A 16051-nucleotide genomic window follows, 5' to 3' on the forward strand; every position below is an offset into this window, starting at 1 on the left:
CGTTGCGCCGGCGAGTGAGCAATCACCATTGTCCGAGTGCGTCCGCCTTGAACAACTTTCAACACACTAAATAGCAAAATACAAAAGATGAGGTGACAATTAAAATGGGCCAGATAACAGGAGACTGGCAGGCCGCGCTGAAGAATGAATTTCATCAGCCATATTATGCCAAACTATATAAAACAATAATGGAAGAATACCGCACCAGAAAAGTATTCCCACCGCCCCAGGATATGTTTAATGCTTTCGAATACACCCCGTTAAACGATGTAAAAGTAGTTATTCTGGGTCAGGATCCCTATCATAACGATGGACAGGCCAACGGCCTTTGCTTCTCTGTAAGAGAAGATATAGACATTCCCCCGTCTCTGGTAAACATTTATAAAGAACTCCACAGCGACCTGGGCTGCTATATTCCTGACAACGGCTGCCTGGAAAAATGGGCAAAACAAGGCGTATTTCTTCTGAACACAGTACTGACTGTCCGCGCCCACCAGGCGTTTTCACACAGAGGAATCGGCTGGGAACAGTTTACCGATGCGGTTATCCAGACCCTGAATGATCAGGACCGCCCGATCGTATATCTTCTCTGGGGAAGACCTGCCCAGATGAAAAAAGCAATGCTGAACAATCCGAAGCAGCTGGTACTCACAGCTGCACATCCAAGCCCGCTGTCTGCGTCAAGAGGATTTTTCGGATGCAGGCATTTCAGCCAGACCAATGAATTTCTGGAGAAAAACGGGCTTGCCCCCATTGACTGGCAGATTGAAAATATCAAAAAGGAACAATAAGAAATGGGGAAAAAGAACGATAACACACTTGTAAAAAATGCTTCATTCCTGATGATCGCGGCATTGATCTCCAAGATCATCGGAATGCTCTATAAAAGTCCGCTTTCCAATACTCTTGGAAATAACAGTATGGGTCTTTTCAATTATGCCCAGAATGTTTACTTTATCCTGCTGATGATCGCTTCTTTTAGCATTCCGCAGGCAGTATCCAAGATTATGGCAGAAAAGCTGGCTTTTAAACGTTACAGAGACGCCCAGAAGGTATTTCACTGTGCGCTGTTATATGTAATCATAATGGGAGGCGTAGTAGCACTTTTTTGTCTTTTCGGCTCGTCCATTCTGGTGCCGGAATCCATGTCCGGAGCCAGACTTGCACTGAAAATGCTGGCACCAACCATTTTCCTGTCAGGAATTCTTGGTACCTTCCGAGGTTATTTTCAGGCATATCGAAACATGCTCCCTACCTCATTGTCCCAGATTGTGGAACAGTGTTTTGTAGCGGTTTTTGCAATCCTGATGTCTACTGTCATGCTGAATAAATTCAGTAGTGCGGAAGAATCTGTACGAAATGCCTGGGGGGCTGCCGGAGCTACTATGGGAACCGGTGCAGGAGTTGCATCAGCATTGCTTTTCATGCTTTTTGTATACTGGGTAAATCGAAAGAATATCAAAAAGAGACTGGCAAGGGATACTCATTCCCGTGATGAGGCCACCGGTGAGGTTATGAAGAATATCGTTCTCATCGTAATGCCGATCATCCTCAGCTCTTTTATTTACAATGTAAACGGCTTTATTAACAGTTATATGTATTCCGGCATTCAGGGCTTTAAGGGAATTGACCATGATACCATTACAAGTCTCTACGCGGAATATGGCTATTATATGACCCTGATCAATATTCCCCTTACGCTTGCAAGTACAGCACCTACATCCATGATTCCGGAGGTTTCTGCCCAGTATGCCAAGAGGGACATGGACAGTGCCAGAGATAAGATCGACCGCGCAACCTGGATCAGTATGTTTATTTCCATTCCATGTGCAGTTGGACTTGCAGTTCTTGCCGGCCCGATCACAAGGCTTCTGTTCCCACGGACGGAGGGGGCAGCAGCTCAGCTGATGATGCTTGGTGTCATTACCATCATCCTCAATGGAAATTCCAATATTTCCAATGGTGTGCTACAGGGAATCGGAAAGCCCAATATCCCCATGATCAATGCGGCAATTGCCCTGGTGGTGGATGTGATCGCCATGGCAATTCTGCTGTTTGCAACTGACCTTGGCGTATATGCCATTGTAGTGGCTATGATTATTTATGCGGTTGTTATGTGTCTGTTGAACGAGCGGGCGATGAAACAGTATATGCAGTACAAAAATCCATGGAGAAGTGCTTATCTGAATCCACTTCTGGCATCTGTGCCTATGGCTGTAGTGGCTGGATTTTCCTATTATGGAATTTATAAGCTGATCCATTCCAATTTTATCAGCCTTGGAATCGCAGTGGTTCTTGGAATGGTTGCCTATTTTATTGTATATCTGGCAGTGAGCAAGCCATCTGATGAGCAGTTTGCCATGATGCCAGGCGGTGCCTACCTGAAGAAAATTGCAGGGAAACTGCCGTTTTAGAACATGGTTTTTAAATATGCTATTAAAATTATAATATATTGACTTTTAGATATGCATAGGTTATAATGCCATTCGGCAAGAAAGAAGCGATATGTTCAATGTATGCAACACGAAAGCCCTCAGAGCGGCAACTCTGAGGGCTTTCGTGTTGTATTTTTTCGGAATACGAACCGAGGCTAGTTGTTATTTTTCGCCTCTTCTGCCTTCAAATTCTTCTGTGCAGTAGAAAGCATTAATTTAATTCGGTTCAGCTGGTTTACCTCGCTTGCACCCGGGTCGTAGTCGATGGCTGCAATATTCGCCTTCGGATACTGACGGCGGATTTCTTTGATAACACCTTTGCCAACGATGTGGTTCGGCAGGCAGCCGAACGGCTGGATACAAACAATATTCGGAACATCATCATGGATCAGCTCCATCATTTCACCGGTCAGGAACCATCCCTCGCCAGTCTGGTTACCCTCAGAAACAATGGGGCGTGCCATCTTCGCCAGATCACGGATATCTGCAGTAGGATGGAAATGACGGCTTTCCGCAAGTGCCTCATTTGCAGTCTTACGAACCCAGTCGATTGCCTTAATACCTATATTTCCAAAGAATGCCTTGGATTTCTTAAATCCAAGATTGTCGACCTTGAAATTCTGATTGTAGAAGCAGTAGGACATAAAGTCGATCAGATCCGGTACCACAGGCTCAGCTCCTTCCGCTTCCAGAAGCTCTGCAAGGTGATTGTTTGCAGCCGGAAGGAATTTAACCAGGATCTCACCTACAATACCAACACGAGGCTTCTTCTCATCACTGATCGGGATGGTATCGAAATCGTGAACCAATTCCCGGCACATTTTCTTAAACTGGCTGTGGCTTAATGAGCTGCCGGTAAGAAATGCAATCACACGTTTTTCCCAGATCTTGTGCTTGCGGTTTACAATGCCCTTCTCCAGTTCATATGGGCGCATGCGGTAAATACATTTCATAAGAATATCACCAAACACAGCGGCATACACAACAGCCTTCACCAGCGGAAGAGTAAGCTTAAATCCAGGGTTGCTCTCCAGACCGCTAAGGTTAAGGGAGATAACCGGAACCTGTTCCATTCCCGCTTTCTTAAGGGCACGGCGGATAAAAGCAATATAGTTGGATGCACGGCATCCACCGCCTGTCTGGGACATGATAACTGCAGTCTTGTTCAGGTCGTATTTGCCTGATAAAAGAGCGTCCATAATCTGTCCCACAACGATCAGGGAAGGATAGCAGGCATCATTATTTACATATTTCAGACCTACGTCTACGGCATGCTTGTTGTCATTTGGAAGCACCTCCAGATGATAACCGTTTGCATTAAAAGCGGCTTCCAATAAGGAAAAGTGCACCGGTGACATCTGCGGGCAGAGGATGGTGTAATCCTTGCGCATCTCCTTAGTAAACGAAACCTTCTCGATAGAAGATGGTTTAATGGTGCGCTCCCTTTTCTGAGCATCCTTTGCACGGAGGGCTGCAAGAAGGGATCTGACACGGATCCTTGCGGCACCAAGGTTGTTAACCTCATCAATTTTCAGGCAGGTATAAATCTTGCCGCTGCCATCCAGAATTTCATAAACCTCATCGGTGGTGACCGCGTCAAGTCCGCAGCCAAAGGAGTTCAGCTGGATCAGATCCAGATCATCACGGGTTTTCACAAAGTTTGCTGCTGCATACAGTCTGGAGTGGTACATCCACTGGTCATTGACACGGATCGGGCGCTCAACAGGTACCAGATGGGAAACAGAATCCTCAGTGAGGACTGCCACACCATAGCTGTTGATCAGATCCGGGATACCGTGATGAATCTCAGGGTCAATATGGTAAGGACGACCAGCCAGAACGATGCCCCGGCGGCCTGTCTCCTTCAGATACTGAAGCGTCTCCTCACCCTTTTTCTCAATGTCCTTATGTACGGCAGCCATTTCCTCCCATGCCTTGTGGGCGGCTTCCTTTACCTCAGATGCCGGGATATCCGGGAAAACCTCAGTCAGTCTCCTGGTAACGATCTCCTCAGAGGTCAGGGCCAGGAACGGATTCATAAAGGTAATAGATGGATCGTGAAGCTCGTCCACATTGTTCTTAATATTCTCTGCATAAGAGGTAACGATGGGACAGTTGTAATGGTTGACTGCATCCGGGAATTCATTTCGCTCGTAAGGGATACACGGATAGAAAATGAATTTCACACCATTTTTGATCAGCCAGGTCACATGTCCGTGGGCAAGCTTGGCTGGATAGCACTCGGATTCGCTTGGAATGGATTCAATGCCCAGCTCATAAATCTTTCTAGTAGAGGTAGGAGAAAGCACTACCTGATATTTCAGCTCAGTAAAGAAGGTATACCAGAAAGGATAATTCTCAAACATATTTAAAACTCGCGGAATACCAACTTTTCCCCGGGTAGCCTTATCCGGAGAAAGAGGCGGATAGGAGAAAAGCCGTTTGTACTTATATTCATAAAGGTTGGGGATATGATCCTTATTCTTCTCCTTACCAATACCACGCTCACAGCGGTTGCCGCTTACGAACTGACGCCCGCCAGTGAATTTGTTGATGGTAAGACGACAGTTATTGGTACATCCGTGGCAGTTGGCCATGGAGGTAGTGTATTTCAGCTCATTGATCTTGGCAATGGAAAGCATGGTAGTCTCACGTCCTTCTGCATGGTAGCGCTCCTTGGCAATGAGGGCAGCACCGAAAGCACCCATAATACCGGCAATGTCAGGACGAATAGCCTCACAGCCTGCTATACGCTCAAAACTTCGAAGTACACCGTCGTTGTAGAAGGTTCCGCCCTGCACTACAATATGACGTCCCAGCTCTTTGGCATCGGAAACCTTGATAACCTTGTAAAGCGCATTCTTGATAACAGAATATGCAAGACCTGCGGAAATATCAGCTACGGATGCGCCTTCCTTCTGGGCCTGCTTTACCTTGGAGTTCATAAATACGGTACATCTTGTTCCAAGATCAATAGGGTGCTCTGCAAAAAGGGCAGCCTTGGCGAAATCCTGTACGGAGTAGTTCAGAGACTTGGCAAAGGTTTCGATAAAGGAACCACAGCCAGAGGAACATGCCTCGTTCAGCTGTACACTGTCTACGGTCTGATTACGGATCTTGATACATTTCATATCCTGTCCGCCGATATCTACAATACAGTCAACCTCCGGGTCAAAGAAAGCAGCCGCATAGTAGTGGGAAACGGTCTCAACTTCCCCCTCATCCAGTAGCAGAGCAGCCTTCATCAGCGCCTCGCCGTAACCTGTGGAACAGGAAAATGCAATGTGGGCATCCTCTGGAAGAATGCTGTAGATCTCCTGGATGGAACGGATGGCAGTCTTAAGCGGGCTTCCGTTATTATTGCTGTAGAAGGAGTAAAGCAGGGTCCCGTCCTCACCTACAAGAGCAGTCTTGGTGGTGGTGGAGCCTGCATCAATACCCAGATAGCAGTTGCCGTGATACTGGGAAAGATCGCCCTTCTTTACCTGATAGGCACTCTGACGCTTATTAAAGGCCTCATAGTCTTCCTCTGTGGCAAAAAGAGGCTCCATACGTTCTACCTCGAAATCCAGTTTGATGGAGTTCTTCAGGCGGTTTGTCATATCTGTAAGGGAAACTGTTACCTCATCCTTCGCATTCATAGCAGAACCCATAGCTGCGAAAAGATGGGAATTTTTAGGTGTGATAGCGTGCTCGTCATCCAGCTTCAGGGTACGGATAAAGGCAGCCTTCAGCTGATCCAGAAAGTGAAGGGGACCACCGAGAAATGCAACATGGCCGCGAATCGGCTTGCCGCAGGCAAGACCGGAAATGGTCTGGTTTACAACTGCCTGGAAAATGGAAGCGGAAAGATCCTCCTTGGTGGCACCATCGTTGATCAGAGGCTGGATGTCAGTCTTGGCAAATACACCGCAGCGGGCTGCGATGGGGTAAAGCGCTTTGTAATTCTTCGCGTATTCGTTCAGCCCGGTAGCATCAGTCTGAAGCAGGGATGCCATCTGATCGATGAAAGAACCGGTACCTCCTGCGCAGATACCATTCATACGCTGCTCAATATTGCCGCCTTCGAAGTAGATGATCTTGGCATCCTCACCGCCAAGTTCGATGGCAACATCAGTCTGGGGCGCAATCTTCTGAAGAGAAGTTGATACCGCAATTACCTCCTGTACAAAAGGAACGCCAAGGTGGTTGGCGAGTGTAAGTCCGCCGGAGCCTGTGATTACCGGATGAAGGGTAAGCTCTCCAAGTTTGCCATAAGCTTTCGTCAGAAGCTCCGCCAGTGTTTCCTGGATGTTGGCGAAATGACGCTGGTAATCTGCGAAAAGCAGGGTGTCGTTTTCATCAAGTATTGCAATTTTGACAGTGGTGGAACCAATGTCAATTCCTAATGTGTATTTGTTGCTCATGTAAAGAATATGCCTCCTCATCTGTTGCATATGTGCTTAAATCGTTACTGTTCACTCCATTTACAGTAACACGCTTCGCGATGCACAGAAATCATGCTTTGCATGATTTCGCGCCGCAACTCTCGGGTTTTCTGTGAACTTTGTTCACAAAAAACACCTCGCGGAATGTTACCAGTGAACAGTAACCTTAAATCTTCTTATTTATATGTGAAAAATTCAAATGCAAATATTCCGTAATATTATACGATACCCAGGCTTAAATGACAATGTAAAAGTTTAACAAGGATTCTTCGCACAAGTGTTGAATTTTCGGTTATTTCGGGCTATAATATATGAAGTTTTCTGCCGTGGTTTTACACTCTTTTGTAAGTGTAAAAAGAAAAATGTCTTTGCAGGGCAGCAGAAACAGAAATTTTTTTGAAGATAAAGACTTAAAAAAGAAAGGATTCACATATGGCAAAATATACACTTATGAAAACAGAAGGCCGTGCCAAGCGTGCCCAGTTTGAGACAGTACATGGAACCATCCAGACACCTGTGTTTATGAACGTAGGAACTGTTGGAGCCATCAAGGGTGCAGTATCCACCATGGATCTGAAGGATATCGGAACTCAGGTTGAGCTTTCCAATACCTATCATCTCCATGTAAGAACAGGAGACAAGCTGATCAAGGAATTTGGCGGACTTCACAAATTTATGGTCTGGGACAGACCGATTCTCACTGATTCCGGCGGCTTTCAGGTGTTTTCCCTGGCAGGACTTCGTAAGATCAAGGAAGAGGGCGTTTATTTCCAGTCCCATATTGACGGTCATAAGATTTTTATGGGACCAGAGGAGAGTATGCAGATCCAGTCTAATCTGGGCTCTACCATTGCCATGGCATTTGACGAATGTCCAAGCAGTGTGGCAAGCAGAGAATATGTACAAGCTTCTGTAGATCGCACTACCAGATGGCTGGAGCGCTGCAAGGCAGAGATGGCCAGACTGAACGGTCTGCCGGATACAGTGAATAAAGAACAGCTGCTTTTCGGAATCAATCAGGGGGCTGTCTATGCAGATATCCGTATTGCACATGCAGATACCATTTCCAAACTGGATCTGGACGGCTACGCAGTTGGCGGTCTTGCAGTTGGGGAAACTCATGAGCAGATGTATCATATTCTGGACGAAGTCGTGCCTCACCTTCCGCAGAACAAACCTACCTATCTGATGGGAGTAGGTACTCCTGCCAATATTCTGGAAGGAGTCGCAAGAGGAATCGACTTCTTTGACTGCGTATATCCAAGCCGTAACGGACGTCATGGACATGTGTACACCAATCGCGGTAAGCTGAATCTGTTTAATGCGAAATATGAATTGGATCCGTCCCCAATCGAAGAGGGATGTCAGTGTCCTGCCTGTCAGCATTACAGCAGAGCCTATATCCGCCACCTTCTGAAAGCGAAAGAAATGCTTGGAATGCGCCTTTGCGTGCTTCACAATCTTTACTTCTACAATCACCTGATGGAGGAAATCAGGGATGCACTGGATCAGGGCAATTTTGCAGAATATAAAGAAATGCGACTGGCTGGTTTTGAAGAGGGAAAAATTAACAGCAGATATAGTAAATGAAATTAATATAAAAAATCGGAAAAATACTTGAAGAATCAAATTATTTTGTGTATTATATACTATAATGCGCTGGTGAAAAAGACAGGGCGTGATAGTAAGATACAGGAGGAATAGCAAATGGACGCATCAAGCGGAATGAGTATGGGATTTACCATCGTATGGCTGGTTGTACTTTTCGGTATTATGTATTTTCTGATGATCAGACCTCAGAAGAAAGAGCAGAAGAGAGTACAGGCGATGCTCAGCGATATGGCTGTAGGTGACAGTATTGTAACTACAAGCGGCTTCTACGGTGTCATCATTGACATGACAGAAGAAGACGTGATCGTAGAGTTCGGTAACAATAAGAACTGCCGTATCCCTATGAGGAAACAGGCAATTGCCGAAGTTGAGAAAGCAGAGCAGGCTTCTGCATAATCAGATTCATCCGAATATGACAGAAACTAAGAACAGGCTTCATTCCATAAAGGGATGGGGCCTTTTTTCTTCGTGAATGTTTTTTGAGAATGGGAAAAAGGCAGTTTTTTGACAGTTTTTTACTTTAACATGTTGAAATATTAAAGAAAGTGCGTTATTATAATAACAATTATCCATTGGTGTCAGGCGAGAGGTGATTTTCCGCTGGCATTCAGAAACGAAGGAGAGGAAATTATTATGAATTACAACATTTCACTGATTCCTGGAGACGGAATCGGTCCGGAAATCGTTGCAGAAGCAAAAAAAGTTCTGGACAAAATATGTGAGAAATATGGACATACTTTTTCTTATTCTGAAGTACTTTTAGGCGGAGCTTCCATTGATGTACATGGAGTACCGCTTACAGACGAGGCAATCGCTACAGCGAAAGCTTCTGATGCAGTTCTTATGGGCTCTATCGGTGGAGATGCCAAGACATCCCCATGGTATAAGCTGGAGCCATCCAAACGCCCGGAGGCAGGACTTCTTGCCATTCGTAAGGCACTGAATCTTTTTGCAAACCTTCGCCCTGCATATTTATACAACGAACTTCGTGCAGCATGCCCTCTTCGCGATGAGATCATTGGAGACGGATTTGACATGATCATCGTACGAGAGCTTACAGGCGGTCTTTATTTTGGCGAAAGAAAAACAGTAGAAGAGAACGGTGTAAAGAAAGCCATCGATACCCTTTCCTACAACGAAAACGAGATTCGCAGAATTGCCATCAAGGCATTTGACATTGCCATGAAACGCCGCAAAAAAGTAACAAGCGTTGACAAGGCAAATGTTCTGGATTCCTCCAGACTTTGGAGAAAAGTAGTAGAAGAGGTAGCGAAGGATTACCCGGAAGTTACTCTTGAGCATATGCTGGTTGACAACTGTGCAATGCAGCTGGTGAGAGATCCGAAGCAGTTTGATGTTATTCTCACTGAGAATATGTTCGGCGATATTCTTTCTGATGAGGCCAGCATGGTGACAGGATCTATCGGAATGCTTTCCTCTGCCAGCCTGAACGAGACAAAATTTGGTCTTTATGAGCCAAGCCATGGCTCTGCACCTGATATTGCAGGTCAGAATAAGGCCAACCCGATCGCAACCATCCTTTCCGCAGCCATGATGCTTCGTTTTTCCCTGGATCTGGATGAGGAAGCAAATGCAGTTGAGACTGCTGTACAGAAGGTTCTGACTGCCGGATACCGTACCGGTGACATTATGTCTGAGGGATGCACTCTGGTTGGAACGAAAGAGATGGGTGACCTGATCGCTAAGGAAATTTAGAATTCGAAATAAACAAAAAGCAAATGGATCATTTTTCCCGGCTATGAAGCAAAAAGGAGATACAAGTTATGAGAAGTGACGCAGTAAAAACAGGCACACAGCAGGCACCTCACCGTTCCCTGTTCAATGCCCTTGGAATGACAAAAGAAGAAATGGAGCGTCCATTAGTAGGAATCGTTTGTTCCTACAATGAGATTGTACCAGGCCACATGAACCTGGATAAAATCGCACAGGCTGTAAAGCTTGGCGTGGCAATGGCTGGAGGAACTCCGGTCATGTTCCCTGCAATCGCTGTCTGTGATGGTATTGCAATGGGACATATCGGTATGAAATATTCCCTTGTAACAAGAGACCTGATCGCAGATTCCACAGAGGCCATGGCACTGGCTCACCAGTTTGACGCTCTTGTTATGATCCCGAACTGTGACAAGAACGTACCGGGACTTTTGATGGCAGCAGCCAGAATCAACGTTCCTACCGTATTCGTAAGCGGAGGCCCGATGCTGGCTGGTCACTTAAACGGACACAAGACAAGCCTTTCCAGCATGTTTGAGGCTGTTGGTGCTTACGCAGCAGGCAAGCTTACAGAGGAAGGCCTGACTGAGTGTGAGAACAAAACATGTCCGACCTGCGGTTCCTGTTCCGGTATGTACACTGCAAACAGCATGAACTGCCTTACTGAGGTTCTTGGTATGGGACTGAAAGGAAACGGAACCATCCCGGCTGTATATTCTGAGCGTATCCGTCTTGCAAAGCATGCAGGAATGCAGGTTATGGAAATGTACCGCCGCAACATTCGTCCAAGAGATATTATGACGAAAGAGGCACTTCTGAATGCCCTTACTGTAGATATGGCTCTTGGCTGTTCCACAAACAGTATGCTTCATCTTCCGGCAATCGCACATGAGATTGGCTGGGATTTTGATATCAGCTTTGCAAATGAAATCAGTGCAAAGACTCCGAACATCTGCCACCTTGCACCGGCAGGCCCGACTTACATGGAAGACCTGAACGAAGCAGGCGGCGTATACGCAGTTATGAACGAGCTGAATAAGAAGGGACTCCTTCACACAGAATGCATGACTGTAACCGGAAAAACAGTAGGCGAGAATATCAAGGACTGTGTAAACCTGAACCCGGAAGTAATCCGCCCGATCGACAATCCATACAGCACCACAGGCGGACTTGCTGTACTTCGGGGCAATCTTGCACCAGACGGAAGCGTTGTAAAACGTTCTGCAGTTGTTGCGGAGATGATGGTTCATGAAGGACCTGCAAGAGTTTTTGACTGCGAGGAAGACGCAATCGCAGCAATCAAAGGCGGCAAGATCGTAGAAGGTGACGTTGTTGTCATCCGTTATGAAGGACCGAAGGGTGGTCCTGGAATGAGAGAAATGCTGAATCCTACCTCTGCAATCGCAGGTATGGGACTTGGTTCTTCTGTAGCCCTTATTACAGATGGACGTTTCAGTGGTGCATCCAGAGGCGCTTCCATCGGACATGTTTCACCAGAGGCAGCAGTAGGCGGTCCCATCGCCCTTGTTGAGGAAGGGGATATCATCAGCATCAATATTCCGGAACTGAAGCTGGAACTGAAGGTTTCTGATGAAGAGCTTGCAGCAAGAAAAGCAAAATGGCAGCCGAGAGAGCCGAAGGTTACAACCGGATACCTGGCAAGATATGCAGCAATGGTTACTTCCGGAAACCGCGGTGCGATCCTCGAGGTTCCGAAAGCAAAATAATAAGATTCTTATCCGGACATGTGAATGGAATTATGGTTCATGAAAGCATGGTTCTTTCATAGCAAATGTCAGGGATTTTTACAGTATAATATACCAGGAGGAAATGAAATTGCAGCTTACAGGAGCGGAGATCATCATAGAATGTTTGCTGGAGCAAAGTGTGGATACCGTTTTCGGATATCCAGGCGGAGCTATTCTGAACGTTTATGACGCCCTTTACCGATACAGTGATAAAATTAAACATGTACTTACTTCCCATGAGCAGGGAGCTTCCCACGCGGCAGACGGTTACGCCCGTGCGACAGGAAAGGTCGGAGTGTGTCTGGCAACTTCCGGCCCAGGTGCAACCAACCTGGTAACCGGAATTGCCACCGCGTGTATGGACTCTGTTCCTGTGGTAGCAATTACCTGTAATGTTGGAACTGCCCTTCTTGGAAAAGATTCCTTCCAGGAAGTTGATATCGCAGGCATTGTAATGCCTGTGACAAAACACAGCTATATTGTCAAAGATGTAACAAAGCTTGCAGACACCATCCGCAAAGCTTTTATCATCGCCAAAAGCGGTCGTCCTGGTCCGGTACTCGTAGATGTGCCAAAGGACGTAACCGCAGCAAAATGTGAATATATCCGTCACACCATCACAGCCGTAGAGCCGAAGGTTGACACCATCCGTCCGAAGGATGTGGATACAGCAGCCCAGATGATCGCAGCAGCGAAAAAGCCATTTATTTTTGTTGGCGGCGGTGCTGTGATCGCAGATGCATCTGAAGAAGTCCGTGCACTTGCCCACAAGATCCAGGCTCCGGTCTGCGACAGCCTTATGGGAAAAGGGGCTTTTTCCGGAGAGGATGAGCTTTACACAGGTCCGGTTGGAATGCATGGAACCAAAACTTCCAACTACGCAATGTGCGAGTGTGATCTTCTGATCACTCTTGGTGCACGCTTCAGCGACCGTGTGACAGGAGATACAAAGACCTTCGCGCCGAAGGCAAAGATCCTGCAGATCGATGTAGATGCAGCGGAGATCAACAAGAATATTGCAGTTGATGCCTCCGTGATCGGAGATCTGAGGGAAGTGCTGAAGCTTCTCCTTGTGAAAATCCCGGAGAAGCGCCATGATGAATGGGTACAGCATATTCAGGATATGAAAGAAAAATATCCCTTAAATTACGATCATTCCCAGCTTACCGGACCTTACGTGATCCAGAAGCTTTATGAACTGACAGGTGGAGATGCAATCGTTTCCACAGATGTAGGACAGCACCAGATGTGGGCTGCCCAGTATTTCAAATTTAAGGAGCCGAGAACCTTCCTGACATCAGGAGGGCTTGGCACCATGGGTTACGGCCTTGGCGCAGCAATCGGAGCAAAGATGGGCTGCCCGGACAAAACCGTGGTAAATATAGCAGGAGACGGCTGTTTCCGTATGAACATGAACGAGATCGCCACGGCAGTTCGCTGCGGCAAACCTCTTGTCCAGATCATTCTGAACAATCATGTTCTGGGAATGGTACGTCAGTGGCAGACTCTGTTCTATGAACAAAGATATTCTCAGACCATCTTAAATGATGGTGTGGACTTCGTGAAAGTTTCTGAAGCAATGGGAGCAAAAGCAATCCGCGTTACGAAGATGGAAGAAGTAGAGCCTGCACTTAAGATGGCGCTTTCATCAGAGGGTCCGGTAGTTCTCGATTGCTGGATCGACCAGGATTTAAGCGTATATCCTATGGTTCCTGCAGGAGCAAGTTTAGACGAGGTATTTGATGAGGAGGATGTGAAGAAATGAGCAGAGTGTACAATTTTTCCGCAGGACCGGCGGTCCTTCCGGAAGAGGTGTTGAAAGAAGTCGCAGATGAAATGATGGATTACAATGGTACCGGCATGTCCGTTATGGAAATGAGCCACAGAAGTGCTGCATTCCAGGAAATCATTGACACAGCTGAGAAGGATCTTCGTGAACTGATGAATATTCCGGATAACTATAAGGTACTTTTCCTTCAGGGCGGCGCTTCCCAGCAGTTTGCCATGATCCCAATGAACCTTATGAAAAATAAGGTGGCTGACTACATTGTAACCGGTCAGTGGGCAAAGAAAGCATACCAGGAAGCACAGAAGTACGGAAAAGCAAACAAGATTGCTTCTTCCGAGGATAAGACTTTCTCCTACATTCCGGATTGCAGCGATCTGCCGATCAGTCCGGATGCAGACTATGTTTATATCTGTGAGAACAACACCATTTATGGAACCAAGTTCAAAGAGCTTCCAAATACAAAGGGCAAAACACTTGTGGCAGATGTATCCTCCTGTTTCCTTTCCGAGCCGGTTGATGTAAGCAAATATGGTATTATCTATGGCGGCGTTCAGAAGAACATCGGACCTGCAGGTATGGTAATCGCCATTATCCGCGAAGATCTGATCACAGAGGATGTTCTTCCGGGAACACCTACCATGCTTACCTATAAGACACATGCAGATGCTGGTTCCCTTTATAATACACCGAATGCATATTGCATCTACGTATGCGGTAAAGTTTTCAAATGGCTGAAGAAAATGGGCGGTCTGGAAGAGATGAAGAAACGCAACGAGGAGAAAGCCAAGATCCTTTACGATTTCCTTGATTCCAGCAAGCTTTTCCATGGCACCGTTGTTCCGAAAGACCGTTCTCTTATGAATGTTCCTTTTGTAACAGGAGATAAAGAGATGGATGCGAAATTCGTTGCTGAGGCTGCCAAGGCAGGTCTTGTGAACCTGAAAGGCCACAGAACTGTTGGCGGTATGCGAGCAAGCATTTACAATGCAATGCCAAAGGCTGGCGTGGAAGCGCTGGTTGCATTCATGAAAAAGTTTGAGGAGGAAAATGCCTGATGTTTCAGTATCATTGCCTGAATCCTATTGCCCAGAAAGGCCTGGACATTTTTGATGATAATTATAAAAAAGCAGATACTCTGGATGACTGCCAGGCAGTTCTTGTAAGAAGTGCCAAGATGCATGACATGGAGCTGCCGGAGAGTGTTGCTGTGATCGCACGTGCCGGTGCCGGAGTCAATAACATTCCGGTGAAAGAGTGTGCAGAGAAAGGTATCGTTGTATTTAATACTCCTGGAGCCAATGCAAATGGTGTAAAGGAGCTGGTTCTTGCCGGTATGCTTCTTGCTTCCCGTGACATTGTGGGAGGTATTGAGTGGGTACAGAGAGAAAAAGACCAGGAAGATATTGATAAGCTTGCTGAGAAACAGAAGAAACAGTTTGCAGGCTGTGAGATCATGGGCAAAAAGCTTGGTATCATCGGTCTTGGTGCTATCGGAAGCATGGTGGCAAATGCAGCAGCTTCCCTTGGAATGGAGGTTTATGGATATGATCCATACATTTCCATCGATGCAGCATGGAATCTTTCCCGTACTATTAAGCACAGCAAGAGCTTAGATGAGATTTACAGCAAGTGCGATTATATCACTGTACATGTACCGCTTCTGGATTCCACAAAGAAGATGATCAACAAAGAGGCTTTTGATAAGATGAAAGACGGTGTTGTACTTCTGAACTTTGCCCGTGACCTTCTGGTTGACGAGGATGCGCTGATTGAGGCGCTGAACAGTGGCAAGGTGAAAAAGTATGTAACAGACTTTGCCAACCATACAGTTGCAGGTCATGAGGGCATTCTGGTAACTCCTCATCTTGGAGCATCCACAGAGGAATCTGAGGAGAACTGTGCAGTTATGGCTGTGAAGGAGGTTCGTGATTTCCTTGAGAATGGTAATATCAAAAACTCCGTAAACTTCCCGAACTGTGATATGGGTACCTGCGTAGCAGTAGGACGTATTGCCATTACACATAAGAACATTCCTAACATGATCAGCCAGCTGACCAAGATCCTTGGTGCTGAGGGCCTGAACATTGCAGACATGACCAACAAGAGTAAAGGTGAGTATGCGTATACTCTGATCGATCTGGAGAGTGCTGCTTCCGCAGAGGCACTGGATGCACTGAAGGCTATTGAGGGTGTTTCAAAGGTTCGCGTGGTGAAATAAATTCGAATATAGATAATGTCAAGCGTTTTTGAAAATGTCCTAAAATAATTGAAGTATTAGCCCCGGCTTTTTGCTGGGGCTTGTTAAATTGA

10 protein-coding genes are annotated in these 16051 nt (G+C 46.3%); 9 read left to right on the forward strand and 1 reads right to left on the reverse strand.

Features of this window, described 5'->3' with window-relative positions; all coding sequences use genetic code 11:
- Positions 1–104: 104 nt before the first annotated feature.
- On the forward strand, positions 105–791 hold the full coding sequence (ung, locus tag AB5706_RS22505; RefSeq protein WP_148461839.1) for a uracil-DNA glycosylase: 687 nt from the start codon (positions 105–107) through the stop codon (positions 789–791).
- A 3-nt stretch (positions 792–794) separates the two neighbouring features.
- Positions 795–2414: a putative polysaccharide biosynthesis protein gene (locus AB5706_RS22510; protein ID WP_173736498.1), complete on the forward strand. Its 1620-nt coding sequence runs from the start codon at positions 795–797 to the stop codon at positions 2412–2414.
- Positions 2415–2590: 176 nt separating this feature from the next.
- On the opposite strand, the gene AB5706_RS22515 is transcribed toward AB5706_RS22510, so the two are convergent.
- Positions 2591–6841 (reverse strand): acyl-CoA dehydratase activase-related protein, encoded by a 4251-nt coding sequence (locus tag AB5706_RS22515; RefSeq protein ID WP_368366332.1) that lies wholly within the window; start codon positions 6839–6841, stop codon positions 2591–2593.
- Between the two features lie 453 nt (positions 6842–7294).
- Between AB5706_RS22515 and tgt the strand changes: the two genes are divergently transcribed.
- The 7 genes from tgt to AB5706_RS22550 all read left to right on the forward strand — a co-directional run bounded on the left by tgt (position 7295) and on the right by AB5706_RS22550 (position 15959).
- Positions 7295–8452 (forward strand): tRNA guanosine(34) transglycosylase Tgt, encoded by a 1158-nt coding sequence (gene tgt, locus AB5706_RS22520; protein ID WP_173771345.1) that lies wholly within the window; start codon positions 7295–7297, stop codon positions 8450–8452.
- Between the two features lie 117 nt (positions 8453–8569).
- Positions 8570–8869 carry a preprotein translocase subunit YajC gene (yajC, locus tag AB5706_RS22525; RefSeq protein WP_118584184.1) on the forward strand — a complete coding sequence of 100 codons (300 nt, stop codon included), beginning with the start codon at positions 8570–8572 and terminating at the stop codon, positions 8867–8869.
- Positions 8870–9106: 237 nt separating this feature from the next.
- Complete coding sequence (gene leuB, locus AB5706_RS22530) at positions 9107–10189, forward strand: 3-isopropylmalate dehydrogenase (RefSeq protein ID WP_173771347.1); 1083 nt, start codon at positions 9107–9109, stop codon at positions 10187–10189.
- A gap of 68 nt (positions 10190–10257) precedes the next feature.
- Entirely contained in the window at positions 10258–11931 is a 1674-nt protein-coding gene (gene ilvD / locus AB5706_RS22535) for a dihydroxy-acid dehydratase (RefSeq protein WP_148461834.1), read from the forward strand.
- Between the two features lie 103 nt (positions 11932–12034).
- Complete coding sequence (gene ilvB, locus AB5706_RS22540) at positions 12035–13717, forward strand: biosynthetic-type acetolactate synthase large subunit (RefSeq protein WP_237963822.1); 1683 nt, start codon at positions 12035–12037, stop codon at positions 13715–13717.
- Complete coding sequence (gene serC / locus AB5706_RS22545; protein ID WP_148461832.1) at positions 13714–14796, forward strand: 3-phosphoserine/phosphohydroxythreonine transaminase; 1083 nt, start codon at positions 13714–13716, stop codon at positions 14794–14796. Before ilvB ends, serC begins: the two co-directional genes overlap by 4 nt.
- Entirely contained in the window at positions 14796–15959 is a 1164-nt protein-coding gene (locus AB5706_RS22550) for a phosphoglycerate dehydrogenase (protein WP_173717452.1), read from the forward strand. Before serC ends, AB5706_RS22550 begins: the two co-directional genes overlap by 1 nt.
- The last annotated feature ends 92 nt before the right edge of the window (positions 15960–16051 follow it).

The organism is Ruminococcus sp. RTP21484sp1_RTP21277st1_D2_RTP21277_210401, from assembly GCF_040924225.1.
Taxonomy (GTDB): Bacteria; Bacillota; Clostridia; order Lachnospirales; family Lachnospiraceae; genus Blautia_A; species Blautia_A faecis.

What these genes read in the sequence shown, in the direction of transcription:
- yajC (WP_118584184.1), top strand. Translation starts at nt 8,570, where the DNA reads ATGGACGCATCAAGCGGAATGAGTATGGGATTTACCATCGTATGGCTG.
- AB5706_RS22510 (WP_173736498.1), top strand. Translation starts at nt 795, where the DNA reads ATGGGGAAAAAGAACGATAACACACTTGTAAAAAATGCTTCATTCCTG.
- serC (WP_148461832.1), top strand. Translation starts at nt 13,714, where the DNA reads ATGAGCAGAGTGTACAATTTTTCCGCAGGACCGGCGGTCCTTCCGGAA.
- tgt (WP_173771345.1), top strand. Translation starts at nt 7,295, where the DNA reads ATGGCAAAATATACACTTATGAAAACAGAAGGCCGTGCCAAGCGTGCC.
- AB5706_RS22550 (WP_173717452.1), top strand. Translation starts at nt 14,796, where the DNA reads ATGTTTCAGTATCATTGCCTGAATCCTATTGCCCAGAAAGGCCTGGAC.
- ung (WP_148461839.1), top strand. Translation starts at nt 105, where the DNA reads ATGGGCCAGATAACAGGAGACTGGCAGGCCGCGCTGAAGAATGAATTT.
- ilvD (WP_148461834.1), top strand. Translation starts at nt 10,258, where the DNA reads ATGAGAAGTGACGCAGTAAAAACAGGCACACAGCAGGCACCTCACCGT.
- AB5706_RS22515 (WP_368366332.1), bottom strand. Translation starts at nt 6,841, where the DNA reads ATGAGCAACAAATACACATTAGGAATTGACATTGGTTCCACCACTGTC.
- leuB (WP_173771347.1), top strand. Translation starts at nt 9,107, where the DNA reads ATGAATTACAACATTTCACTGATTCCTGGAGACGGAATCGGTCCGGAA.
- ilvB (WP_237963822.1), top strand. Translation starts at nt 12,035, where the DNA reads ATGAAATTGCAGCTTACAGGAGCGGAGATCATCATAGAATGTTTGCTG.